Raw genomic sequence first — 24674 nt, forward strand, 5'->3', positions numbered from 1 at the left:
GGGGGAGACATGGACAAGATTTTCTTCGAATACCTGCTGCGCCTGGGCGATACCACGCTGATCCTGTCGCAGCGGCTGGGCGCCTGGACCGGGCACGGCCCGATCCTGGAAGAGGACCTGGCGCTGACCAACACCGCGCTCGACCTGCTGGGCCAGGCCCGCATGTGGCTGACGCTGGCCGGCGAGGTCGAAGGCGCCGGCCGCGACGAGGACGCGTTGGCCTATCTGCGCGATGCCCATCAGTTCCACAATGCGCTGCTGGTCGAACGGCCCAACGGCAACTATGCCGACACCATGGCGCGCCAGTTCCTGTTCGACGTCTGGCACTACTTCCTCTTGCAGCGCCTGGCGCAATCGTCGGACGAGCGCGTGGCCGGCATCGCCGCCAAGTCGCTCAAGGAAGTGACCTACCACGTGCGCCGTTCGTCGGACATGGTGGTGCGCCTGGGCGATGGCACCGAGACCAGCCACGCCAGGATGCAGGCGGCGATCGACGACGCCTGGCGCTTCACCGGCGAACTGTTCACCGACGACGCGATCGACCAGGACATGGCGGCGCGCGGCATCGGCTGTGAGCTGGCCGCGCTGCGCGCGCCCTGGGAACAGCATGTGCGCGAAGTGCTGGAGGAAGCCACGCTGACCGTGCCGGACTCCGCGGCCGCAAACCATCCGGCCCACCGTGGCGGCCGCCAGGGCCGGCACACCGAGGAACTGGGCTACGTGCTGGCGGAAATGCAGTACCTGCCGCGCGCCTATCCGGGAGCCAAGTGGTGAACGCCGTCGCGCCCGTGTCCATCGAGCAGGTCTACGCCTGGCTGCAGGAGGTCCCCGATCCGGAGATCCCCGTGCTGTCGGTGGTGGACCTGGGCGTGGTGCGGGACGTGTCCTGGGACGGCGACGCCTGTGTCGTCGTCATCACGCCGACCTACTCCGGCTGCCCCGCGATGCGGGAGATCACCGAAGACATCCGCCAGGTGCTGGCGCGCCACGGCATCGGCGAGGTGCGCGTCGAGACGCGCCTGTCGCCCGCCTGGACCACCGACTGGATGAGCGAAAAAGGCCGCGCCGCGCTCAAGGACTACGGCATCGCCGCGCCCGCGCAGCAGGCCATCGACATCTCGGGCATCAGCCGGCGCAGTGCCGGGCCCGCCATCGAGTGCCCGCGCTGCGGCTCGCGCGACACGCGCCTGGTCAGCAACTTCGGATCGACCTCGTGCAAGGCGCTGTACCGCTGCGTCAGCTGCCGCGAGCCGTTCGATTACTTCAAGACTCACTGAGAGTGGTTTCGAGAATGAGCCTGAACCAATTCCACCCCCTGAAAGTGGCCTCGGTGGCGCGCAACACGCGCGACGCGGTGGTCGTGACGTTCGACCTGCCCGATACGCTGGTCGACGAGTTCGCTTTCCAGCCCGGCCAATACCTGACGCTGCGCACGCAGCTCAACGGCGAGGAACTGCGCCGCTCCTATTCGATCTGTTCGGCGCCGCGCGACAAGCTGCTGCGCGTGGCGATCAAGAAGGTCGACGAGGGCGTCTTCTCCAGCTGGGCCAACCACGAGCTGCAACCGGGCCAGACGCTGGAAGTGATGGCGCCGGCCGGCAACTTCACCGTCGACTTCTCACCTGAAAACCAGCGCCACTACGTGGCATTCGCGGTGGGCAGCGGCATCACGCCGGTGTTCTCGCTGGTCAAGACCGCGCTGTCGACCGAGCCGAACAGCAAGTTCACGCTGTTCTTCGGCAACCGCGCCTCGTCGGCCGTGCTGTTCCGCGAAGAGATCGAGGACCTGAAGAACCTGTACATGGACCGCTTCTCGCTGGTCTACGTCATGAGCCGCGAAACCCAGGACATCGAGCTGTTCAACGGCCGCCTGGACGGCGACAAGGTCGACCAGCTGATGTCGGCCTGGATGAGTCCCGAGGATATCGACTACGCTTTTGTCTGCGGTCCGCAGACCATGACCGAGAGCGTGGTCGAGCGGCTGCAGGCCCGCGGCATCCCGAAGGCGAACATCAAGTTCGAACTGTTCGGCGCCCCGAAGGGGCCGCGCGCGTTGCGCACGGGGCAGGACGCCCGCCAGGCGCCCGGCAAGGGCCAGTGCGAGGTGACCGTGGTGCAGGACGGCCACAGCCGCAAGTTCGTGATCGACAAGAACAAAGACAGCGTGCTGGATTCGGCGCTGGCGCAGGGCATCGAGCTGCCGTATTCGTGCAAGGGCGGGGTGTGTTCCACCTGCCGCTGCAAGGTGGTCGAGGGCGAAGTGGACATGGACGCCAATTTCGCCCTGGAAGACTACGAAGTGGCCCGAGGCTTTATCCTGAGCTGCCAGAGCTTTCCGGTCAGCGACCGCCTGGTGATCGACTTCGACCAGGAAACCTGACCCGGCGCGCGCCAGTCACACCCCTATTCCATTTGGAGAGACGCAGTGTCCCAGAAATTCTTCGAACGCCACCAGCCCCAGCTGGAACAAGCCCTGGCCGCCGCCGCATTGCGCGGCTACTGGAGCCCGTTTGCCGAGTCGCCCAGCCCCCGCAACTATGGCGAGACCGCCAATGACGACGGCCGCGCCGCCTTCGAGGCCCTGCGCGGCAAGCCGTTCCCGCTGAACCTGCACGACGCCGACGGCACCGTCGGCGGCGAAAAGTCGCCCTACGGCTTCGACCTGGGCATCACCTATCCGCACGTGCCAGCCGCCAAGCTGGTGGCCGCCTCCAAGCGCGCGCTGCAGGACTGGCGCCGCGCCGGCCCGCAGGCCTGGGTGGGCGTGTCGCTGGAAATCCTGGCGCGCCTGAACAAGCTCAGCTTCGAAATGGCCTACGCGGTGCAGCACACCACCGGCCAGGGCTTCATGATGGCCTTCCAGGCCGGCGGCCCGCATGCGCAGGATCGCGGCTTCGAGGCCGTGGCCTACGCCTGGCAGGAAATGTCGCGCATCCCCGGCGTCGCCATCTGGGAAAAGCCGCAGGGCAAGAACGACCCCATCCGCATGGAAAAGCACTTCACCGTGGTGCCGCGCGGCGTGGCGCTGGTGATCGGCTGCTCGACCTTCCCGACCTGGAACGGCTACCCTGGCCTGTTCGCCAGCCTGGCCACCGGCAACACCGTCATCGTCAAGCCGCACCCGGGCGCGATCCTGCCGCTGGCGCTGACCGTCAAGGTGGCGCGCGAAGTGCTGCAGGAAGCCGGCTTCGATCCGGATGTGGTGCTGCTGGCCGCGCACACCGCCGAGGAAGACACCGCGCGCCAGCTGGCGCTGGATCCCGCGGTCAAGATCATCGACTTCACCGGCAGCACCGCCAACGGCGACTGGCTGGAAAACAATGCCCGCCAGGCGCTGGTCTACACCGAGAAGGCCGGCGTCAACCAGGTCATCATCGATTCGGCCGCCGACCTGAAGGGCGTGGCGCGCAACCTGGCGTTCTCGCTGGCGTTGTATTCGGGCCAGATGTGCACGGCGCCGCAGAACATCTACGTGCCGCGCGACGGCATCCAGACGCCCGAAGGCCGCGTCAGCTTCGATGAGGTCGCCGCCGCCCTGGGCGCCGCCGTCGACAAGCTCGGCGCCGACGCCGCCAAGGCCGTCGAGCTGACCGGCGCGATCCAGAACGAAGGCATCGTCGAACGCATCGAGAAGGCCCGCGCGCTGGGCCTGCCGGTGGTGGCCGACAGCAAGGCGCTGACGCACCCGCAGTTCGAGAACGCCCGCGTGCGCACGCCGCTGCTGCTGCGCGCCGAGGCCGGCAACCCCGCCATCAGCCAGGAATGGTTCGGCCCGATCGCCTTCGTGGTCGCCACCGATTCCACCGCCCACAGCATCCAGATCGCGCGCGACAGCGTGATCGAGCACGGCGCGCTGTCGCTGTCGGCCTACACCACCAGCAACGAGGTGGCCGAGCAGGTGCAGGACGCGGCGGAAGAGTCCGGCGTGTCGTTGTCGCTGAACCTGACCGGCGCGGTGTTCGTCAACCAGACCGCCGCCTTCAGCGATTTCCACGGCACCGGCGCCAACCCGGCGGCCAACGCGGCGCTGTCCGACTCGGCCTACGTGTCCAACCGCTTCCGCGTGGTGCAGACCCGCCGCCACATCTGAACGGTGGATCCGGACATGACCTATCAAGACATCCAATTCGAACTGGCCGACGGCATCGCTCGCCTGACGCTGAACCGCCCGGACAAGCTCAACAGCTTCACTGCCAACATGCATGGCGAAGTGGCGGATGCGCTGACCCGCGTCGAAACCGAAGGCGCGCGCGTGCTGGTGCTGACCGGCGCCGGCCGCGGCTTCTGCGCCGGGCAGGACCTGAGCGAGCGCAAGCCCGCGCCCGACGGCACGCCGCCCGACCTGGGCGAGACCGTCGACAAGTTCTACGCGCCGCTGGTGCGGCGCCTGAACGCCTTGCCGATGCCGGTGGTGGTGGGCGTCAATGGCGTGGCGGCCGGCGCCGGCGCCAACCTGGCCTTCGCCGGCGACATCGTCATCGCCAAGGAATCGGCCAACTTCATCCAGTCGTTCTGCAAGCTGGGCCTGATCCCCGACACGGGCGGCACCTTCGTGCTGCCGCGCCTGGTGGGCCGCGCCCGCGCCATGGGGCTGGCCATGCTGGGCGACAAGCTCAGCGCGCGCCAGGCCGAGGCCTGGGGCCTGATCTGGCAATGCGTGGCCGACGACGCGTTCGACACGACCCTGGAAAACCTGGCGCAGCATTTCTCGCGCGCGCCGACCAAGGGCCTGGCCTTCACCAAGCGCGCCTTGCAGGCCAGCCTGGGCAATGACCTGGCGACCCAGCTCGACCTGGAGCGCGACATGATGCGCGAATTGGGCCGCAGCGCCGACTACGCCGAAGGCGTGGCGGCCTTCCTGGGCAAACGCGAACCGCAGTTCAAGGGGCAATGATGAGCAGCACGCACGTTCCGCCCGTCGAGGCGCCGACGGATCCGCAGGAACTGGCGCAGGCCGTGGGCACGGTGATGTACGCCGGCGACGCGGCCTCGCAGGGCCTGGACATGAAGGTCGAGGAAATGGCGCCGGGCTATGCGCGCCTGAGCATGCGGGTGCGCCCCGATATGCTCAACGGCCACAAGACCTGCCATGGCGGCTTCATCTTCGCGCTGGCCGACAGCGCCTTTGCCTTTTCCTGCAATTCCCGCAATGTCAGCACCGTGGCGTCGGGCTGCACCATCGATTACCTGGCCCCCGGCTTCGAGGGCGACCTGCTGACCGCGGTGGCGCAGGAGCGCTCGCTGGCCGGGCGCACCGGGGTGTACGACGTGACCGTCACCAACCAGGACGGCCGCAACGTCGCCCTGTTCCGGGGCCGGTCCTATCGCATCAAGGGGCAGATCGTCGGCACGCCGGCCGAGGCTTGAACGCGTCAACCAATCAGAGACAAGGCCACCGGCCGAGGCGGGCGCGCGGCGCGTCCCCCGGCACGGAGGGTAGAGCATTCCAGGAGAGAGATAACCATGCCCAACACCATGAGCAAGCCGGGGCTGGACCCCATCGAGCATGCCAGCCAGGATGAGCTGCGCGCGTTGCAGCTCGAGCGCCTGAAGTGGTCGCTCAAGCACGCCTACGAGAACGTGCCGCACTACAAGAAGGCGTTCGACGAGATCGGCGTGCATCCGGACGACCTGAAACAGCTGTCCGACATTTCGAAGTTCCCCTTCACCACCAAGAAGGAACTGCGCGAGAACTATCCGTTCGGCATGTTCGCGGTGCCGCGCGAGCGCATTTCGCGCATCCACGCGTCCAGCGGCACGACCGGCAAGCCGACCGTGGTGGGCTACACCCAGCGCGACCTGGACAACTGGGCCAACCTGGTGGCGCGCTCGATCCGCGCGGCCGGCGGCAAGCCCGGCGACACGGTGCACGTGGCCTACGGCTACGGCCTGTTCACGGGCGGCCTGGGCGCGCATTACGGCGCCGAACGCCTGGGTTGCACCGTCATCCCGATGTCGGGCGGGCAGACCGAAAAGCAGGTGCAGCTGATCAACGATTTCCGTCCGGACATCATCATGGTCACGCCCTCCTATTTCTGCAATATTCTGGAGGAGCAGCGCCGCCAGGGGATTGATCCGCGTCAAAGTTCGCTGCGCATCGGCATCTTCGGCGCCGAGCCCTGGACCGGGCAGATGCGCGCCGACATCGAGGCCGAGGCGGGCATCGACGCGGTCGACATCTACGGCCTGTCCGAAGTGATGGGCCCGGGCGTGGCCAGCGAGTGCGTCGAGACCAAGGACGGTCCTGTGGTGTGGGAAGACCACTTCTACGCCGAGATCATCAATCCGGACACGGGCGAGCCCGTGGCGGACGGCGAGCCGGGCGAACTGGTGTTCACCTCGCTGACCAAGGAAGCGATGCCCATCATCCGCTACCGCACCCGCGACCTGACCCGCCTGTTGCCGCCCACCGCGCGCAGCATGCGCCGCATCGGCAAGATCACGGGCCGCAGCGACGACATGCTGATCGTGCGCGGCGTGAACATGTTCCCGACCCAGGTCGAGGAGCTGGTGCTCAAGATCGCGCAACTGGCCCCGCATTACCAGCTGGTGCTGTCGCGCACGGGCAATATGGATGAGCTCGAGATCCTGACGGAAGTCCGCGCCGAGTTCGCGACCCTGTCGGACGCCGAGCGCGCGGCGCTGGGCAAGCAACTGCAGCATGCGGTCAAGACGCACATCGGTGTCAGCGCCCGCATCCAGGTGTCGGACGCCGGCCACGTCGAGCGCACGCTGACCGGCAAGGCCCGCCGTGTGATCGACAAGCGCCCCAAGGGCTGAGCGCGCTGCGCGTCCCCGCCGCCGGCAACGGCGCGGGGCGGCCACACCGCCATGAAAAAAGCAGCCCTCGGGCTGCTTTTTTTTTGCGCCGTCGCTGCCCGCCGGGCGCGCCGTCAGGCCTGGCGCGCCACGGTCCGCACGATATGCCGATACCAGAAGTGCAGCAGGGTGGCTGACAGCGCCAGGCCCGCCATTGCCATCAACCACATGCTGCCCGCGCCTTGAGGCGAGCCCGGCACCAGGATCTCGCGCAGCCCGTCCAGGCCGCCGCGGCCCGGGCCGAAACCGAACCACCAGCCGCCGACCAGGCCGACGCCAGCCAGCGCCACCGTCTGCAGCAGCAGCGGCACCACCGCGACTTTATAGGCCCGCAGCAGGTACGAGTTGATGCACTGCATGGAGTCGAACAGGTGGAACAGCGGCAGCACCGCCAGCAGCGTGGTCGCCACCGCGGCTACCTGGGGATTGTCGGTGTAGGCCGCCAGGATCAGCGGACGGCCGGCCAGCAGCACTACCGCGGTGAGCAGGGCGCCCATCAGTCCCAGCGCCAGGCCGGCCATGCCGGTGCGGTGGGCATGCGCCAGGTTGCCGGCGCCGATCGCCTGCGCCGTCAGCGCGGCGGTGGCCACGCCCAGCGCCATCGGCATCATGTAGCACAATGCCGCCAGGTTCGACATGATCTGGTGGCCGCCGGTCACGAAGGTGCCTTCGCGCGCGACCAGCAAGGCCATGAAGGTGAAGGCCGAGACCTCCACCAGATACGAACCGCCCATGGGGATGCCCAGTCGCAGCAGTTCTTTCAGCGTCTTCCAGTCGGGCCGGCCGACGTGCAGGTGGAACCGACGGTAATAGCGGTCGTGGGTGATGACCCACAGGCCCAGCCCCAGGCTCATCCACGACACCACGGCGGTCGCCAGGCCGGCGCCGGTGGCGCCCATGGCCGGCAGGCCGAGGGAGCCGTAGATGAACAGCCAGTTGAAGAAGGCCTTGAAGCCGATGGCGGTGAGGTTGATCGCCATCACCAGCTTGGGCCGCGACACGGAGGTGCCGAGCGCGTAGATGGTGCGGAACACCAGCGCGGCCGGCAGCGCCAGGATCAGCGCCCGCAGGTACGAAGCGATGCGGTCGCGCACGCCGGGATCGACGTTGCCCGACATCGACAGCCAGAAATCCGGGAACAGCATCAGGATGCCGCCCACCGCCGACAGGCCCAGCGCCAGCCACACGCCCTGGCCCCAACTGCGGCCCACTTCGCGGTTGTTGCCGGCGCCGAAATGCTGCGCCAGGATCGGGATGAGGGCGTGCACCACCCCCATCAGACCCACGAAAACGGTGATGTAGATCGAGGCCGACAGCGCCATCGCCGCCAGGTCGTTGGCGCTGGCGTGGCCGGTCATGGCGGTGTCCAGCACGCCGAACGAGATGCCGGCCCATTGGCTGATCAGGACCGGCCAGGCCTGTTTGGCGATGTTGCGCAGGGTGGCGCCGAAACCGGGCACCGCCGGTTGGGCGGGCGTCATCGGGTGGGGCCGACTCGCAGCAGGCGGAACACTTCTTGGCGGTCGGCGCGGCGGCCGCCCTGCCACAGCACGTCGGCGCTGTCGCTGTAGGCGGCGGTGTTGTCGCGCAGGCTCTGGTTGGTGGTCTGCTGCAGCACCAGCGTGCACTTCGAATCGAACGTGAACGTCAGGTTGTTGAAGATCAGGAACGAGGCGCGCTGGCCGCTGCCCAGGCTCAGTCCGCGCACGCATTCGCCCGGACGGAGGTTCTGTGCCAGGGCCTGCGCCAGCTCGCCCGACACGGTGCGGTAGCTGCGGGCGTAGTCGACCGCGGGCTGCCACAGCAGCACCAGCAGGATCCAGGTGACCGTCAGGCCGCCGGCCGACAGCACGGTGCCGCGCCACAGCGCTTGCGGCTTGACGCGCAGGCGCCAGACCACCAGCGCGATCCAGCCGAGCGTGAAGACCACCGCCAGGGCGAAGGCCACCCAGGAGATGACGGGCTCATACCCGGTGGTCTGGCGGCCGATGTTGCGCGCGATCTGCGCCGGCCAGTGGAAATGCAACGCGATCCAGCCGAGCCACGCGGTGGCGGCGGTCAGCGAAAAGCACATCACTGCGAACCAGTCCAGCGTGTTGACCACGCCGCGACGCAAGGTCGGCAGCGAAAACGCGCCCAGCACCGCGCAAGGCACGGCCAGCAGTACGTATTCCGAATCGCTGGCCTCGTCCAACCCGAACAGCACGAGGGCGGAACAGATCAGCAGCATCAGCGGCAACCAGATATGCGGCGCATAGATCCAGGCGCGCCAGCGCCAGATGGCCAGCAGCGCCAGCGGCCAGGTGGGCCACAAATACCAGGGCAGGTCGCGCAGCGTGCGGCCGAGGTCGTGCCAGGCGGGCACGGCGAAGGACGCCAGGTTCCAGGTCTTCCAGTTGCGGATCCAGTATTCGCTGGCCTGGGTGGCCGGAATCCACCAGGCCAGGATCAGCGCGGCGGCCAACGCGGCCGCCCAGGGCAGCCAGCGCTTGCATTTCCAGAGCGGGCCGCGCGGATAGAAGGCCAGCAGGGCGCCGACCATGATCGGCAGCGCGCCGATCCAGCCGCGCGTGAGAAAGCTGGCGGCCAGCGCAATGCCCAGGGTGGTCGAGCCGGTGACCGGACGATCGACGGTACGCGCCAGCGAATAGAAGGCCAGCGCCTGGCACGCCATGATGGCGGGCACGACCGTGGTTTCATGGGTGCGCTGCAGGATGCCGACCGTGGCCAGCAGCAGCAGCAGCGCGGCGTCGGCCAGCATGCGGCCGTAGTCGCGCGGTTCCGGCTCGCCGCCGAAGGGCAGGGCCAGTGGCTGCGCTTCGGCGCGGCGGCCCAGCAGATAGGTGCCGTACCAGACGCTGGTGGCGGTGATGCCGAACCAGAGCAGATTGGGCAGGCGGCCGGCGGTGATGTCGCCGATGAAGGGGCCGAACAGCCAGATGCAGATGGCGCCAACCCAGGTGATCAGCGGGCCTTCCTCGGCATGCGCCAGGTGCCCCACCTGCGGCAGCAGCCAGGTGATGCCACCCTCGCGGATGGCGGTGATCATGGTCGCCAGGCCGACCGCGTCGTCGGTTTTCCACGGGTCGCGCATGAACAGGCCGGCGACGATGTACGCCAGCGCCAGCCCAAGCAGGATCAGCCTGGGCAGTTTCGCGGTGGCCACGGACGTCAGCCGGGCCGGAGTGGAAATGGAAAGTGGGGACACGGGCGTTAATGTAACCGAGAGATCGGGAAGCGCCAGCCCCTGGTTGATCGACAAGCAGGGCCAGGGGAAAAAAAAGCAGCCCGGAGGCTGCCTTTTTGCTGTGACTCCCGTGGGAGCAACAGGATCAGGAAGCGGACTTGACCGTGCCAGCGGTGCGGGCGAAACGGGCGCGGAATTTTTCCACGCGGCCGGTTTCGACGATACGCGTCTGGGCGCCCGTGTAGAACGGGTGCGATTCGGAGGTCACGTCGCACTTGAAGAGCGGGTACGTCTTGCCATCGAGTTCGATGGTTTCGCGCGTCTGGACGGTCGAGCGGGTGATGAACTTGCTGCCCGTTTGCAGGTCGGCGAAGACGACTTCGCGGTATTCGGGGTGAATGCCTTCTTTCATGGTGCTTTCCTAGGACTCCCCCAGGGAGTCATGTCAAAAGTTAGGGTCGCCAGCACGAACCACTTTCAGGTTCCTGCCACGTATCCGAAAAGTAACTGTGCATTCTAGCATGGGAATCACGGGGCGGGCGAGGCAATCCGGGCGGACCTGCCCGGATGCCCATTCAGGGACGGATAGGCGCCGGATCAGAGGTTCGTGCGCAGTTTCCAGATCTCGGGGAACAGCACCACTTCCAGCATGCGCCGCAGGTAGTCCACGCCCGAGGTGCCGCCGGTGCCGCGCTTGAAGCCGATGACGCGCTCGACCGTGGTGACGTGGCGGAAACGCCACAAGCGGAAGGCATCCTCCAGGTCGGTCAGCTTTTCGCCCAGTTGGTACAGGTCCCAGTAGCGGTCGGTGTCGCGGTAGACGGTCAGCCAGGCCTGTTCGACGCCATCGGAGGCCAGGTAAGGCTGGGTCCAATCGCGTTCCAGGCGGTCGGCGGGGACCGTCACGCCGTGCCGCGCCAGCAGGCGCAGGGATTCGTCATACAGCGAGGGCGCCTCGTAGGCCTGTTGCACCTGCGCCAGCAGGTCGGCGCGATGCGCGTGCGGCTTGAGCATGGCGGCGTTCTTGTTGCCCAGCAGGAACTCGATCTGGCGGTACTGGTAGCTCTGGAAGCCGCTGGAACGGGCCAGATAGGGCCGCAGGGCGGAGTACTCGGGCGGCGTCATGGTCGCGAGCACGTCCCAGGCATGGACGAGCTGTTCCATGATTTTGCTGACCCGGGCCAGCATCTTGAAGGCGGGCTGCGGGCGGTCGGCCGCCAGGTTGGCGATGGCGCCGCGCAGCTCGTGCAGCATCAGCTTCATCCAGAGTTCGCTGGTCTGGTGCTGCACGATGAACAGCATCTCATTGTGCTCGGGCGACAGCGGGTGCTGCGCGCCCAGCAGCTCGTCCAGGTGCAGGTAGTCGCCGTAGGTCATGTCGCGCGCGAAATCCAGCTGCGCTTTTTCCTCGTGGACGATGTCTTCGGGGCGTTGGTTCTGGCTCATGCCTGGCCTCGCTGGCAGGGTGGGGCCGCGCGGCGGGCGGAGGCGGGCAGGCTGCGCCAGCCGGAAAATGGCAGGCGGGCGCAGGCGAGCGCCATGCGCGGGTCGTACGGAATGGTCATGGTCGTGCTTCTTTCGAATGGGGCGGTCGGCGCAGCGGCGGCGCCATCATTGCGCCGCGGCCCGCACGGTCCGCCCGTGGCCGGTGTTTCAGCCCAATTCGCGCAAGACGGCGCGCACCGGGCTGGCGTCAGCCTGGATCAAAGCCAGCGGCAGTGCGATCAGTTCGTAATCGCCCTCCGGCACGTCGTCGAGCACCAGGTTCTCCAGTACTCGAATGTCGTGCCGCAGGATGGTGTGATGGCTGTCCAGGGTCTTGCTGGACGCGGGGTCGATGCTGGGGGTGTCCAGCCCGATCAGCATGACGCCGCGTTCGGCCAGCCATTCGATGGTTTGCGGCGCGTAGGCCGAAAAGTCGTCGGTCCACCATTCCTGCGCGGCATGCTTGGCGGTACGCACCAGGATGCGCGGCGGCAGGTTGTTGGCGGCGTGGAGCAGGTGCTCCGGGGTGATCAGCGGGCCGCAGTCGATCGCGTGGATGACGCGACAGGGGCCCAGGAACGGTTCGAGCGAGACCGCGCCGATGGCGGCGGCGCCGTTCTGGTAGTGCAGCGGCGCGTCGGCGTGCGCGCCCACGTGCGGCGACAGGGTGATTTCGCTGACGTTGACGGGGCAGCCGGGCGCGAGCGACCACTTCCATTCCTGGCGATACGGGGTATCGCCGGGGAACACGGGCGAAGCCGTGGAGACGGGAGGGGAGATATCCCACAGGCGTTTCATGGAGGGCGCGGGTCGCGAAAAACGGAATCGGGAAAGCGGAATTAGGTTAAGCCTAAAGCAATTTCGGGCCGTAGTCTAACGAATTCCCGTGGCGCGCGCAGCCCCTCAGATGCGGCCCAGTTCCGCCATCGAGGTGACCGTGTCGCCGGCGATGATGAGGTGGTCGATCAGGGCGACGTCCACAAGGGCCAGCGCCTGTTTCAGGTGGCGGGTGAAGGCCTGGTCGGCCGCGCTTGGCTCGGCCAGGCCGGAGGGGTGATTGTGGGCCACGATCAGCGCGGCGGCATGGTGCCTCAGGGCCTCGCGCACGACTTCGCGCGGATACACCGAGGCCTGCGACAGCGTGCCGCGCGCCAGTTCGCCGCTGGCGATCAGGCGCAGCCGGCTGTCCAGGTAGAGCGCGATGCAATGTTCGACCCGGCGGTGGGCCAGCGTGACCCGGCAGTATTGCTTTACCCGGGACGGGTGGTCGAGCGTGCTGTCGCGCGCCAGTTCCTCTTCGACCGCGCGTTTGGCCATTTCCAGTATGGCCGCCAGGGCGCAGGCCTTGGCGGTGCCCAGCCCCGGCAACGCCTGCAGTTCCTCGGGGGTGGCGCCCAGCAGCCCGCGCAGGCCATGGAAGCGGTCCAGCAATTGGCACGACAGGTCCAGCACATTCAGGCCCGGCACCCCCGTGCGCAGGGCGATGGCGAGCAGTTCGGCATTTTGTAACGCCGACGCCCCCAGGCGCAGCAGGCGCTCCCTGGGACGGTCGGCTTTTGGCACCCGCGCAGACAATTTCATAAGAGGCTCTAAAATCAGGGTTTACTTACTGTCTGAATACGGTGGCAGATCTTGAGCATCGCCTCTAACGAAGTGAACGTTTTGGTCCGTCCGGACTCCTACCTGACGCTGCACTACCGCATCACCCTGGCCTCGGGGCCGGGCGAGGGGTCGGTATTCACCGACACCTTCGACGGCCGTCCGGCGACGTTGCAATTGGGTAGCGGCCAGTGGGCCCCCGGCCTGGAAACCGCCTTGCTCGGCAAGGCCGAAGGCGACCGGTTCAGTGTCACGCTGGAGCCGGCCGATGCCTATGGCGAGCGCAATCCCGAGCTGATCCAGCGCGTGACGCGCAAGATGCTGGCCGAACATGCGGGCGCGGACGCCACCTTCGAGCCGGGCGACCTGGTCGAATTCGCCGCGCCCAATGGCGGGCGCTATTCGGGCGTTCTGAAGGAAATCAACGAGGAATCGGCGTTGTTCGATTTCAACCACCCGCTTGCGGGCGTCCGTTTGCGAGTCGACGTGGCGCTGCTGGGAGTTCTCTGATGAGCCAGGTTGTCCCCGTCACCGCGGCCGACGCCGAAGTCGTGCTGGCACAGCCGCGCGGCTTCTGTGCCGGCGTCGACCGTGCCATCGACATCGTCGAGCGCGCGCTCGAGTTGCATGGCGCGCCGATCTACGTGCGCCACGAGATCGTCCACAACCGTTACGTGGTCGAGGACCTGCGCGCCAAGGGCGCCATCTTCATCGACGAACTCGACGACGCGCCCACGGGCGCGATCGTGGTGTTCTCCGCCCACGGCGTGTCCAAGGCGGTGCGGGCCGAGGCCGAGGCTCGCGGGCAGCAGGTGTTCGACGCCACTTGTCCGCTGGTGACCAAGGTGCATATCGAGGTGGCCCGCATGCGCGCGGCCGGGCGCGAGATCATCATGATCGGCCACAAGGGCCATCCCGAGGTCGAAGGCACGCTGGGCCAGGCCCAGGGCGGCATGTACCTGGTCGAGACGGTCGAGGACGTGGCCGGCCTGCAGGTGAACGACCCCGAGAACCTGGCCTACGTCACGCAGACGACCCTTTCCGTGGATGACGCGGCGGCGGTATCCAAGGCGCTCAAGGCGCGTTTCCCGAGCATCGTCGAGCCCAAGAAAAGCGATATCTGCTATGCCACCCAGAACCGCCAGGACGCGGTCAAGGTGCTGGCGCCGGAATGCGACCTGGTGCTGGTGGTGGGCAGCCCCAACAGCTCCAACTCCAACCGCCTGCGCGAAGTGGCGGACCGCAAGGGCGTGGCGTCCTACCTGATCGACGGCGCGCATTCCATCGACCCGGCCTGGCTCGAAGGCCGCAAGCGCATCGGCGTGACCGCCGGCGCCTCGGCGCCCGAGATCCTGGTGCAGCAGGTGATCGCGCGGGTCAAGGAACTGGGCGCGGTGTCGGTGCGCACCATGCCGGGCCTGGAAGAGAACGTGGCGTTCCCGTTGCCCAAGGGGCTGTCGCGCAAGGTGGCGCAGACCGAATCGCTGGAATAGGCGCGGCCCCCGCCGCGGGCGCCGCCAAGAACAAGAATCGAGGAGACTTCATGCAGTTGTACAGCTATTTCCGCAGTTCGGCCGCCTATCGCGTGCGCATCGCCCTGAACCTGAAGGGCCTGCCGTACGAATACCTGGCGGTGCACCTGCTGAAGGATGGCGGCCAGCAATTGTCGGCCGACTACCGCAAGGTCAACCCGACTGCGCTGGTGCCGACGCTGGTCGACGGCGACGCGGTCATCGGTCAATCGCTCGCCATCATCGAGTACCTGGAGGAAACGCATCCGCAGGTGCCGCTGCTGCCGGCCGACGCCATCGGCCGGGCGCGCGTGCGCGACCTCGCGCTGGGCATTGCCTGCGATACGCATCCCTTGAACAACCTGCGGGTGTTGAAGTACCTGAAGCACACGTTGGGCGTGGACGAAGCCGCCAAGACGGCCTGGTATCAGCATTGGGTGCGCCAGGGATTGGAAGCCCTGGAAGCGCAACTGGCCGGGTCGTCCGCCACCGGCAAGTTCTGCCATGGCGACACGCCGACCATCGCCGACCTTTGCCTGGTGCCGCAGGTGGCCAACGCGCGCCGCTTCGAATGCGATCTGGCCGCGATGCCCACGGTCGTGCGGATTGACGCCGCCTGCCGCGAGTTGCCGGCGTTCGACGCCGCCGCGCCGGGCAAGCAGCCCGACGCGGAGTAAGGCTGGCGGCCCCGCGCGGGGCCCCGCCAGCCTTAGCCGAGCTGCACCGGCACGAAGATCTTGTCTTCACCGCGCTGCACCAGAAGCGCGACCGTCTTGCCGGCCTTTGACAGCGCGTCCTTGACCTGGCTGATGTTGCGCACAGGCTGGCCGTTGAGCGACAACAATACGTCGCCCGGCTGGATGCCCGCCTTGGCGGCCGGGCCGGCCGATTGCTCGATCAACAGTCCCTGCGTGCCCGCCGCCTCCTGCTCCTGGGGCGACAGCGGCCGCAAGGCCAGGCCGAGCTGGCCCTTCTGCACGTCGCGGCTGTCGCCGGCAGCCTGCGTCCGGTCCTTCGGCATGCCGCCGAGCGTGGCCACGACTTCCTTGGGAGCGCCGTTGCGCCACAGATCCAGCGTGATCTTTTCGCCGGGCTTGGCCAGCGTGATCAGCGAGGCCAGGTCGCCCGACGACACGATCGTCTTGCCGTCGATCCTGCGCACCACGTCACCGGGCTGCAGGCCGGCCTTTTCGGCCGCGCTGCCTTTTTCGACGCTGGAAACCAAGGCGCCGGACGGCGTGTCCAGCCTGAACGAATTGGCCAAGTCCTGGTTGACCTCCTGCACCGTCACGCCCAGGCGTGCGTGCTGCACCTTGCCGTGCTCCAGGATCTGGTCCTTGATCTTGTACGCCACGTCGATCGGGATCGAGAACGACAGCCCCTGGAAGCCGCCGGTGCGGCTGTAGATCTGCGAATTGATACCGACGACTTCGCCGCGGTCATTGAACAGCGGTCCGCCCGAATTGCCGGGGTTGACCGCCACATCGGTCTGGATGAATGGCACCGAAGTGTCGTCCGGCAGCGAACGGCCCTTGGCACTGACGATGCCCGCCGTGGCGGTGTTTTCCAGGCCGTAGGGCGAGCCGATGGCCAGCACCCATTCGCCCACCTGCAGCTTGTTGACGTCGCCGATCTTGACCACCGGCAGGTTCCTGGCGTCGATCTTGATGACGGCCACGTCGGTCTGCGTGTCGGCGCCCAGCACCTTGGCGCGGAATTCGCGGCGGTCGGTCAGCTTGACGGTCACTTCCTTGGCGCCTTGCACCACGTGGGCGTTGGTGAGGATGACGCCGTCGTTGCTGACGATGAAGCCGGATCCTTCGCCGCGCACCGGCACTTCGCGCGAAGGCATGCCGCCGCGCGCGCCGGGAATCTGCCCGAAGAACTGGGCGAAGGGATCGTCGTCGTCGTCGGACACTTTGCGCGTGCCGCTGATGCTGATGTTGACCACGGCGGGGCCGTAGTCGCGCGTGATCTGGGCAAAGTTGGGGGCGACCATCATCGGGGCGCCCGGCGTGGCGGCGCTGGTGGCCGCGATCTCGGCGGCAGTGGCGGACGGCGCGCTGGCCGCCATCGAAACGCCGCCGAACGTGGCGGCGGCGCCCGCGCCGCCAATCGCGCCGGCGGCCAGAAGCGCCAGCACCAGGCGCGAGGGTTTGATCTGCGAAGTCTTCATGTCGGCTCCTGCGTTCATGTGTGGGGACATGGCGCTATCTTCGGGCCTGACACTTAGGTGAATCTTAAGTCGGGGCGGGGCCGCGCGCAAAGGCGACCCTGGCCCGCAGGCCGCTGCCGCCGGGCGCATCTTCAAGGGTGATGGTCGCGCCGTGGCGTTCGGCGATGGCGCGCGCGATCGCCAGTCCCAGGCCGCTGCCGTGCTGGGTGTTGCCTTCGAGCCGGTAGAAGCGGTCGAACACGCGGGTGCGTTCCCCGGGCGGGATGCCCGGACCGTTGTCGTCGATCAGCAGCAGCGCCTGTCCGGCGGGCGCTTCGAGCCGGATGTCGACATGGCCGCCGGGCGGCGTGTATTTGATCGCATTGTCGAGCAGGTTGCGCGCCAGCAGCACCAGGTCGTCGCGCCGTCCGCGCACCCAGGCTTGCGGCTCGCCATGCATTTGCACATCGATGTCCCTGGCGTTGGCGTCGGCCAGGGTTTCGGACAGGGCCAGCCGCAGGACCTCGGCCAGGTCCACCGGTTCGGGCGCGGCGCGTTCGGCGGCGTTTTCGTGGCGCGCCATGGACAGCAACTGCTCCACCAGCCGCGTGGCGCGCTCGATGCCCGCCGCCAGGCGTTCCTCGGCGACGCGGCGGCTGGCGTCGTCGCCGGCGCGTCGCAGCGATTGCAGTTGCAGTTTCAGTGCCGCCAGCGGTGAGCGCAGTTCGTGCGCGGCATCGCCGACGAACTGCTTTTGCAGCGCGAACGCGCCTCGCATCCTCTCCAGCAGCAGGTTCAGTTCCTGCATCAGGGGCCGGATCTCGTCCGGCAGGTCGGGCACGTTGATGGGTGACAGGTCCTCGGGCTGGCGGTCCGCCACCTGGGCCCGCGCGCGCTTGACCGGCCGCAGCGACCAGCTCACCACGCACCAGACGATCAGCATCAGCAGCGGCGCCGCCGCCGCGATCGGCGCCACCGTGCGCCAGGCCAGCGCGCCCGCCATGCGCTTGCGGACGTTCATGTCCTGCGCCACCTGGATCACCTGGAACGGCGTGGCCAGTGAATAGACGCGATAGGTGTTGCCTTCGACCTCGGTGTCGGCGAACCCCAGGACGATCTGGTCGGGCAGGGGGCGGCGCGAACGCGAATTGAACACGCGCACGCCATCCGGCGTCCAGATCTGGATGATCAGGTCGTCGGCCATGGGCGTGGCCGATCCCTGGGCGTGGGCGGGACCCATGCGCAACAGGCCGTCGCCCGTGCCCAGCGACAGCGCGGTGCGCTGCAGCAGCGAGTCAAAGATGTCGTCGGCCTGCTGCAAGGTGCTGCGGTAGCTGATGGCGCCTTGCACCAACGCGCCGACCGCGATCGCCGCGAGCAGGAAGAACAGCAATCGGGCCCGCAGCGAATAGCTAAGCGGAATGCTCATGTTTTGGGAATGACATAGCCGACGCCTCTGACGTTCTGGATCAGGTTCTGCCCCAGTTTCTTGCGCAGGCCATGAATATAAACCTCAACCGCATTGCTGCTGACGCTGTCCTTCCAGCTGTACAGCTTCTCCTCGAGCTGGGCGCGCGAGAAGATCATGCCGGGCCGCGCGATGAGCGGTTCCAGCACCGCCCATTCGCGCGCGGTCAGCGGCACCGGCGTGCCGTCGACCGTGGCGGCGTGGGATTGCGGATCGATGGTGATGCCGTCGTGTTCGAACACCGGCTCGGCGCGGCCCGCGCTGCGGCGGATCAGCGCGCGCATGCGGGCCAGCAGTTCGTCGACGTCATAGGGCTTGACGATGTAGTCGTCGGCGCCGGCATCCAGCCCGGCGATGCGGTCGCTGACGGCGTCGCGCGCCGTGGCGATCAGCACCGGGGTGCGGTCCTTGCGCGCGCGCAGTTCGCGCAACAGCGTCAGTCCATCGCGGCGAGGCAGCCCGAGGTCGAGCAATACGAGGTCGTAGGGATCGGTGCGCAGGGCCAGTTCGGCCGCGTGGCCGTCCTTGACCCAATCGACGGCGTAGTGCTCGGCGCGCAGGCAGTCCAGCACGCTTTCCCCGATCATGGTGTCGTCTTCTACGAGAAGGATGCGCATGATAGTCGTTGCCGTGATGTGTCCAGCGGGTTGGACGCGCGCGGCAAGGCGGGAGTTCCCGCAAGGGAAGTGGCGGGGGACACCGGGCGGTGGATGCGGCCGGAAATGAAAAAAGCAGCCCGGTCGGGCTGCTTTTTGAATTCTGGTGCCGGCAATAGGAGTCGAACCTACGACCTTCGCATTACGAATGCGCTGCTCTACCAACTGAGCTATGCCGGCAAGACCATTTGCTTCGTTTCCGGCAAGCCAGAACTTCAAGCAAAACATCTTTTTCTTCGCAGTTCATGCCCTGTTTATGGGGCCCGATCTGGAAAGACCGAAATCATATCAGAGTTTTTCTGCGATGGGAAACATGCGGCGCCCCTCGCGTGAAAAAACATCGGATTTGCACACTTCGAATTTTTCCTTCATAATCTCGTTTCTTAGCAGTTCCCCGATAGCTCAGTCGGTAGAGCGACGGACTGTTAATCCGCAGGTCGCTGGTTCGAGCCCAGCTCGGGGAGCCAAAGAATTCAGGGCCACTCACGCAAGTGAGTGGCCCTTTTGGTTTTCCGTGTCGCTACGTGGCGATACGTATGCGTGACCTTTCCAGCGGCGGTTCATGCCGTGCTGCTCCATTTCGTGTTGCTCCAGTTGCCTCGCTGCGCGTAATATTTGTTATGTAATAACATTTCCTTTTGTGGGTGGCGTCATGCGGATGAAAGATGAGAAGGCAGGTGGCGGGTCGGAAGCGGGGCCGGCGGCCGGGACGGGCGAGGCGTCGGTCGAGAAGCTGATTCGCGGTCCGGACGGCGGCGGTCGCCGGCGCGATGCGCGTCTGCCCGTGACGGTGTTGTCGGGCTTCCTGGGCGCGGGCAAGACCAGCCTGCTCAATCATGTGCTCAATAACCGCGAGGGGCGGCGGGTGGCGGTCATCGTCAACGACATGTCCGAGGTCAATATCGACGCCAGGCTGGTGCGCGAGGGCGGGGCGGCGCTGTCGCGGGCGGACGAGAAGCTGGTGGAAATGAGCAACGGCTGTATCTGCTGTACGTTGCGCGAAGACTTGTTGATCGAGATCCGCCGGCTGGCCGCCGAGGGGCGCTTCGATTATCTCTTGATCGAGTCGACCGGCATCTCGGAGCCGCTGCCGGTCGCCGAAACGTTCACGTTCCGCGACGAGGATGGCGCCAGCCTGTCCGACCTGGCGCGCCTGGACACCATGGTGACGGTCGTGGACGCATTCAATTTCCTGCGCGACTATGCCAGCCATGACAGCCTGGCCGCGCGCGGCGAGACGCTGGGCGACGAGGACGGGCGCACCGTGGTGGATCTGCTGATCGAGCAGGTGGAATTCTGCGACGTGATGGTGCTGAACAAGACCGATCTGGTCGCGGCGGACGAATTGGCGCGGCTCGAGGCCATATTGCGCAAACTCAATCCGCGGGCCGATATCGTGCGGGGCGAATTCGGCCGGGTGCCCTTGGCGCGCGTGCTGGACACCGGGCGCTTCGATTTCGAGGAAGCGGCGCGGGCGCCCGGCTGGCTGAAGGAATTGCGCGGCGAGCATACGCCCGAGACCCAGGAGTATGGCATCGGCAGCTTCGTGTTCCGCGCCCGGCGTCCGTTCCATCCGCAGCGCCTGTGGGATTGGATGCAGCAAGAATGGCCCGGGGTGGTGCGCTCGAAAGGGTATTTCTGGCTGGTGACGCGTCCCGCCTTCGCGGCTTCGTGGTCGCAGGCCGGGCCGGTCACGCGCCATGGCGCGGCAGGATACTGGTGGGCGGCGTTGCCCCGCGAGCGTTGGCCCGATGATGCGGATTCCCGTGCCCGGATCATTGCCGACTGGGATCCTGTCTATGGAGACCGCTGCCAGGAACTGGTGCTGATCGGCATCGGCATGGACCAGGCGGCTCTGGACGCGCGCTTGCGCGCCTGCCTGATGACGCAGGAAGAAATGGCCCGGCCCGCGGCCGAATTGGCTACGATTCGGGATCCATTCCCCATTTGGGGCGCGGCGCAATAGAGAGGGCGGGCGGGAGTCCGTGGCATGGATGGCGGCGGAAGGCGACAAACGCATCGGCGTGACGGTGATTTCGGGATTTCTGGGCAGTGGCAAGACGACGCTGTTGAACCGGCTGTTGCGCGAACCCGCTTATGCCGACGCGGTAGTGATCGTCAATGAGTACGGCGATATCGGCGTCGATCATCACCTGGTCCGCATGGCGCAGGACAATATCGTCTTGATAGAAGGCGGATGCCTTTGCTGCGTGGTCAGCGGCGCAGTGGCCGATACCTTGCGGGAACTGTTCATGCTGGCGCTGAGCCGCCGCATCAAGCCCTTCCGGCGCGTGCTGATCGAAACCAGCGGCCTGGCGGATCCCGCCCCGATCCTGTTCACGCTCAAGCACGATCGTTTCCTGGCCGAGCGCTATGCCTACCAAGGCGCCATCGTGGTGGTGGACGTGCCGCATGGCGCGGCGCACATGGCCGATCAACCCGAGGCGCTGCGGCAATTGGCGTTGGCCGACACGGTCGTGCTGAGTAAATCCGATCTTGCGGATGCGGCGCAGTTGCGTCGCGTCGAACAGGCCGTCGCGACGATCAATCCGGGGGCGCGTCGTTGCGTGCAGCGCAGCGATGCGCCCCTGGCGAGCGCGCTGCTGGAGGGGCCGGATACGCAGGCGCGTCGTGATGGCGCCGATCTGGCCGGATGGCTGCAAGCGTTCGCCAAGCCGATGGCCGGCCGCCATGCGCAGGTCGCGAGCTTCTCGTTGCCGTTGGTCGCGCCGATCGGGCGGGCGGCTTTCCTGGCGGGCGTATCGCGTGTGCAGGAACGGTTCGGGACGGCCTTGCTGCGGATGAAGGGATTGGTGTGCTTCGACGGCGAAATCCTGCCGTGCGAGGTCCATGGCGTACATGGCGAGCTATATCCGATCCGGCCGTTGCCGCAATGGCCGGATGACGAGCGGCTGTCACGGCTGGTCTATATCGTCCGCGGCGTCGACGTGGCGCAAGTGCGTGCCGAAGTCTGCGCCGCGCTGGGGCAGTTTCCCCTCTGATCCCGCGGCTGGATGGGGCGATCGCTGGCGGCGTGGCCGCCGGCCGGGCTTCGCGCCGGAACGGGGATTCTTGCGGTGTGCCGCTACGGCAAGCCGAGGCTTGCGCCAAGGAGCGGATGGCCGGGAAGATCGACGCTTCAGGTTCCGTGCCGGCAGGTCATGGGTCGTGGCGCGCGCAAGCGCGGCGGCGATTGCCAGGGGGCTTGAAATGGTCTGGTGGTTGCCATTTCAGGTGCTGAAAATGCACGGAAGTACGGTATAACCGCAAAGTCTGGTGCAAGAATCGAGACAATCATGGACCGATTGAAAGCGATGCAGGTATTCGTGGAGGTCGCCGACCGGGGAAGCCTGTCGGCGGCGGCGGTCCATCTGGATATGTCGCGCGCCATGGTGTCGCGCTACCTGGCCGAAATGGAGCAATGGGTGGGCGTGCGCCTGCTGCATCGCACCACCCGGCGCCTGAGCCTGACGCCGGCCGGCGCCGAAACCTTGCCGCGGTGCCGGCAGATGCTTGACATGGTGGGCGACCTGCGCAGCGCCGTGTCCACTCCCGAGGACACGCCGCGGGGGCTGCTGCGCATGACCACCAGCATGTCGTTCGGCTCGCGGCATCTGGCGCGGGTGGTCACCGATTACGTCAAGCTGCATCCGGGTACGTCGGTCGACCTGATGCTGGTCGAGCGGGCGGTCAACCTCGTCGAAGAGCGGGTGGATCTGGCCGTGCGCATCACCAACGACCTGGATCCCAACCTGATTGCCCGCAAGCTGGCCGTGTGCCGTTCGGTCGTCTGCGCGTCGCCCGAATATCTGCAGCGTGAAGGCGAGCCAGCGCGGGTCGAGGACCTGTCCTTGCGCAATTGCCTGACCCACTCCTATTTCGGCAAGAGCCTGTGGCGTTTCGAGCGTGACGGGGTGCCCGTGGACGTGCCTGTCAGCGGCAACATCAGTGCCAATGAGGTGTCGGTGTTGCTGCAGGCGGCCCTGGAGGGCGCGGGCATCGCGATGCTGCCCACTTATTACGCCGCCGAATATGTTGCGCAGGGGCGGCTCAAGGCCATCCTGCCGCAGGCCAGGCCGCAGGAGCTCGGTATTTACGGCGTCTATGCGTCGCGCCGCCAGATGCCCCTGATCCTGCGTTCCATGCTGGACTTCCTGGTCGAAAGGCTGGGGCCGGCGCCATGGGATCAGTCCTAGGAATTGCTGCCGTGGGGGGATTGCCGGGTCGCCTGGGTTGAGGGCAGGGTATATAACGGTATAATTTGATTGCTGCCTCGACAGGCTGAGCGCTGCGCATCAGGGCTTTTGCCAATGTCCGCTAGCATGTAGTCTTAGAAAACATCTAAGAATCGTGGTTCCGATGTGTCGTGGTTCCGGCCGCACGGCTGGACATTGCGGGGTCGGATGCCAGGAGCACCAGGGGAGGCTCGCCGGATTTTCCGGATGACGGTGGCAGGCGTGTGGCGCCAGTGACCGATGCCTGACGATTCAGGTTCTTGATATCGATTGCCGCAATATCGATCGCCGCGAGAAGGCTGCCAGGCGGTGGCGCATCCCGCAGGCTTGTTGGCTCGTTGGCCAGCTTTTTCCAGATTTTGCTTATACGGTTCTTCGTTGACGGATTTACCGCTGACGAATTTGTCCCCGCCCTCGTCGGGGCGTATGCGCAGCCCATCCGGCGCGAACCCGCCCGCGAAACCGCGTAGCGATGGGTACGCGGCTCATGGGGTTGTTATTCGTGGGGCGTCCCGCGATGTGTGGCCGATGATGCGTGGCCGTTGATGTGGCTGTTGATGTGGCCCGCGATGTGGCCCTTGATGTGGCCCTTGATGCGGTGCTTGGCAGTAACTACAGGATTCTCGTGAGAAATACGCAAACCAGCGCTGTCTGTGGCGGTCCGGCCGATGTGGCGGTCCGGGTGGCTGCGCGGGTCGGTGGCTGTGAGGGTGGTTCGCCGGTTCGCCAGGCCCCGGCCCAGGTGGTTCTGGCCGAAGGCGCGCTTGCTCAAGGCGTTTTCACCCGAGCTGTCTTTACCCGGGGCGCCTTCACTCAAAAACGCATTTTTCCTGACGCGTTTGCCTGGAATATCTTTAACGATTCTTCGGCCGCAATTTTCTTCGGCCACAATTCTTCGGCCACAATTCTTCGGCCGCAAATGAAAAAGGCCCGGCGCATTCGCCAGGCCTTGATCAATTTGGTTGCGGGGGCAGGATTTGAACCTACGACCTTCGGGTTATGAGCCCGACGAGCTGCCAGACTGCTCCACCCCGCGTCTGATGTGTGAATCATACATCATTTTGAAATCTTGTGCATTGCACCCAGGCGCGCCGGCGCGCCATTGCCCCGTCCCAGGTGCAAAAGGCGGGCCAGGACCGCCACGGCACGGGCCGCCATGCCCGGCGGATCCAGGCAGATCACCTGGGCCGATGTCACCGCGCTCAATGCCAGCCAGCCCCCTTCCGCCAGGCAATAGGTTTCGCCTGCATTCAACGGCGGCAACGGCGCCAAACGCGCGCCGGGCGGCAAATCGGGCCGGTATGACGGATCGATCGCGATCAGGCGGCCGCTGACGCAGACGACGGCGGCCCCGGCACGCAGGCGTACTTGCCGGCTGGCGCCGGCCGGCAGGTCGAAGCGTAGGGATTGCGGTTCGGGGGCGGAAAAAAGGGCCATGGTCATCTCCAATCTGACCCTCACAGGCTACGCGCGCCCTGCTTTGCGCAACAGCCACACAATCCGGCTTTCTGTACCGATGCAGTCTTCCGATTTTGGCCCTGTTATGGTGTACTTTGCGT

At 66.6% G+C, this 24674-nt stretch carries 24 protein-coding genes and 3 tRNA genes; 14 read left to right on the forward strand and 13 right to left on the reverse strand.

Annotated features, from left to right (window positions below):
- Positions 1-9 precede the first annotated feature (9 nt).
- From paaC to paaK, 7 genes are all read left to right on the forward strand, one after another.
- A complete protein-coding gene (paaC, locus tag DK459_RS20940; RefSeq protein WP_054480918.1) occupies positions 10-774 on the forward strand; it encodes a 1,2-phenylacetyl-CoA epoxidase subunit PaaC in 765 nt (254 codons plus the stop codon).
- Positions 768-1277 carry a 1,2-phenylacetyl-CoA epoxidase subunit PaaD gene (gene paaD, locus DK459_RS20945; protein ID WP_370445613.1) on the forward strand — a complete coding sequence of 170 codons (510 nt, stop codon included), beginning with the start codon at positions 768-770 and terminating at the stop codon, positions 1275-1277. Before paaC ends, paaD begins: the two co-directional genes overlap by 7 nt.
- 14 nt (positions 1278-1291) lie before the next feature.
- Positions 1292-2380: a 1,2-phenylacetyl-CoA epoxidase subunit PaaE gene (gene paaE / locus DK459_RS20950; protein WP_024068196.1), complete on the forward strand. Its 1089-nt coding sequence runs from the start codon at positions 1292-1294 to the stop codon at positions 2378-2380.
- A gap of 45 nt (positions 2381-2425) precedes the next feature.
- Entirely contained in the window at positions 2426-4090 is a 1665-nt protein-coding gene (gene paaN, locus DK459_RS20955) for a phenylacetic acid degradation protein PaaN (RefSeq protein ID WP_006388304.1), read from the forward strand.
- A 15-nt stretch (positions 4091-4105) separates the two neighbouring features.
- Positions 4106-4894: a 2-(1,2-epoxy-1,2-dihydrophenyl)acetyl-CoA isomerase PaaG gene (paaG, locus tag DK459_RS20960; RefSeq protein WP_006388305.1), complete on the forward strand. Its 789-nt coding sequence runs from the start codon at positions 4106-4108 to the stop codon at positions 4892-4894.
- On the forward strand, positions 4894-5367 hold the full coding sequence (gene paaI / locus DK459_RS20965; protein WP_026382792.1) for a hydroxyphenylacetyl-CoA thioesterase PaaI: 474 nt from the start codon (positions 4894-4896) through the stop codon (positions 5365-5367). Before paaG ends, paaI begins: the two co-directional genes overlap by 1 nt.
- 96 nt (positions 5368-5463) lie before the next feature.
- Positions 5464-6780 (forward strand): phenylacetate--CoA ligase PaaK, encoded by a 1317-nt coding sequence (paaK, locus tag DK459_RS20970; protein ID WP_006388307.1) that lies wholly within the window; start codon positions 5464-5466, stop codon positions 6778-6780.
- A 113-nt stretch (positions 6781-6893) separates the two neighbouring features.
- Here paaK and DK459_RS20975 read toward each other — a convergent pair whose 3' ends face one another.
- From DK459_RS20975 to radC, 6 genes are all read right to left on the reverse strand, one after another.
- The gene (locus DK459_RS20975; protein ID WP_110135041.1) at positions 6894-8300 is read right to left on the reverse strand and encodes an MATE family efflux transporter; all 1407 of its coding nucleotides are present in this window, start codon (positions 8298-8300) and stop codon (positions 6894-6896) included.
- Positions 8297-10027 carry a glycosyltransferase family 39 protein gene (locus tag DK459_RS20980; RefSeq protein WP_006388309.1) on the reverse strand — a complete coding sequence of 577 codons (1731 nt, stop codon included), beginning with the start codon at positions 10025-10027 and terminating at the stop codon, positions 8297-8299. The genes DK459_RS20975 and DK459_RS20980 overlap by 4 nt, the downstream gene beginning before the upstream one ends.
- 124 nt (positions 10028-10151) lie before the next feature.
- The gene (locus DK459_RS20985; RefSeq protein WP_006388310.1) at positions 10152-10418 is read right to left on the reverse strand and encodes a type B 50S ribosomal protein L31; all 267 of its coding nucleotides are present in this window, start codon (positions 10416-10418) and stop codon (positions 10152-10154) included.
- 185 nt (positions 10419-10603) lie between these two features.
- Positions 10604-11452, reverse strand: a complete 849-nt coding sequence (kynA, locus tag DK459_RS20990; protein WP_006388311.1) for a tryptophan 2,3-dioxygenase — start codon at positions 11450-11452, stop codon at positions 10604-10606.
- Positions 11453-11659: 207 nt separating this feature from the next.
- A complete protein-coding gene (gene kynB, locus DK459_RS20995) occupies positions 11660-12289 on the reverse strand; it encodes an arylformamidase (protein WP_006388312.1) in 630 nt (209 codons plus the stop codon).
- Between the two features lie 105 nt (positions 12290-12394).
- A complete protein-coding gene (radC, locus tag DK459_RS21000) occupies positions 12395-13072 on the reverse strand; it encodes a DNA repair protein RadC (protein WP_006388313.1) in 678 nt (225 codons plus the stop codon).
- A gap of 51 nt (positions 13073-13123) precedes the next feature.
- Here radC and DK459_RS21005 point away from each other — a divergent pair, with 51 nt between their 5' ends.
- From DK459_RS21005 to maiA, 3 genes are read left to right on the forward strand one after another with little or no spacing between them, the layout of a single operon-like run.
- Positions 13124-13600, forward strand: coding sequence for a peptidylprolyl isomerase (locus DK459_RS21005; protein WP_006388314.1), 477 nt, complete (start codon positions 13124-13126; stop codon positions 13598-13600).
- Positions 13600-14583 (forward strand): 4-hydroxy-3-methylbut-2-enyl diphosphate reductase, encoded by a 984-nt coding sequence (gene ispH, locus DK459_RS21010; protein WP_006388315.1) that lies wholly within the window; start codon positions 13600-13602, stop codon positions 14581-14583. The genes DK459_RS21005 and ispH overlap by 1 nt, the downstream gene beginning before the upstream one ends.
- A 50-nt stretch (positions 14584-14633) precedes the next feature.
- Positions 14634-15278, forward strand: a complete 645-nt coding sequence (gene maiA / locus DK459_RS21015) for a maleylacetoacetate isomerase (RefSeq protein ID WP_006388316.1) — start codon at positions 14634-14636, stop codon at positions 15276-15278.
- Positions 15279-15310: 32 nt separating this feature from the next.
- Here maiA and DK459_RS21020 read toward each other — a convergent pair whose 3' ends face one another.
- The 4 genes from DK459_RS21020 to DK459_RS21035 all read right to left on the reverse strand — a co-directional run bounded on the left by DK459_RS21020 (position 15311) and on the right by DK459_RS21035 (position 19060).
- Positions 15311-16777, reverse strand: a complete 1467-nt coding sequence (locus DK459_RS21020) for a DegQ family serine endoprotease (RefSeq protein WP_070541102.1) — start codon at positions 16775-16777, stop codon at positions 15311-15313.
- A gap of 64 nt (positions 16778-16841) precedes the next feature.
- Positions 16842-18185, reverse strand: a complete 1344-nt coding sequence (locus DK459_RS21025; RefSeq protein WP_024068205.1) for an ATP-binding protein — start codon at positions 18183-18185, stop codon at positions 16842-16844.
- The gene (locus DK459_RS21030) at positions 18182-18841 is read right to left on the reverse strand and encodes a response regulator (protein ID WP_006388320.1); all 660 of its coding nucleotides are present in this window, start codon (positions 18839-18841) and stop codon (positions 18182-18184) included. Before DK459_RS21030 ends, DK459_RS21025 begins: the two co-directional genes overlap by 4 nt.
- Before the next feature lie 143 nt (positions 18842-18984).
- Positions 18985-19060 (reverse strand) — tRNA-Thr (locus tag DK459_RS21035).
- A 211-nt stretch (positions 19061-19271) separates the two neighbouring features.
- On the opposite strand from DK459_RS21035, the gene DK459_RS21040 reads away from it, so the two are divergent.
- The 4 genes from DK459_RS21040 to DK459_RS21055 all read left to right on the forward strand — a co-directional run bounded on the left by DK459_RS21040 (position 19272) and on the right by DK459_RS21055 (position 23076).
- Positions 19272-19347 (forward strand) — tRNA-Asn (locus DK459_RS21040).
- 191 nt (positions 19348-19538) lie between these two features.
- On the forward strand, positions 19539-20846 hold the full coding sequence (gene zigA / locus DK459_RS21045) for a zinc metallochaperone GTPase ZigA (protein WP_233256844.1): 1308 nt from the start codon (positions 19539-19541) through the stop codon (positions 20844-20846).
- Between the two features lie 28 nt (positions 20847-20874).
- Positions 20875-21882 (forward strand): GTP-binding protein, encoded by a 1008-nt coding sequence (locus DK459_RS21050; RefSeq protein ID WP_020924552.1) that lies wholly within the window; start codon positions 20875-20877, stop codon positions 21880-21882.
- 294 nt (positions 21883-22176) lie between these two features.
- Positions 22177-23076, forward strand: coding sequence for a LysR family transcriptional regulator (locus DK459_RS21055; protein ID WP_006388323.1), 900 nt, complete (start codon positions 22177-22179; stop codon positions 23074-23076).
- A gap of 535 nt (positions 23077-23611) precedes the next feature.
- On the opposite strand, the gene DK459_RS30505 is transcribed toward DK459_RS21055, so the two are convergent.
- The 3 genes from DK459_RS30505 to DK459_RS21065 form a co-directional block, all read right to left on the reverse strand.
- A complete protein-coding gene (locus DK459_RS30505; protein ID WP_146221915.1) occupies positions 23612-24004 on the reverse strand; it encodes a hypothetical protein in 393 nt (130 codons plus the stop codon).
- Positions 24005-24074: 70 nt separating this feature from the next.
- A tRNA-Met gene (locus DK459_RS21060) sits at positions 24075-24151 on the reverse strand.
- Positions 24152-24171: 20 nt separating this feature from the next.
- Positions 24172-24552 carry a hypothetical protein gene (locus tag DK459_RS21065; RefSeq protein ID WP_054448343.1) on the reverse strand — a complete coding sequence of 127 codons (381 nt, stop codon included), beginning with the start codon at positions 24550-24552 and terminating at the stop codon, positions 24172-24174.
- Between the last annotated feature and the right edge of the window lie 122 nt (positions 24553-24674).

The sequence above is a fragment of the Achromobacter sp. RW408 genome (genome assembly GCF_003184165.1).
Taxonomy (GTDB): domain Bacteria; phylum Pseudomonadota; class Gammaproteobacteria; order Burkholderiales; family Burkholderiaceae_B; genus Achromobacter; species Achromobacter xylosoxidans.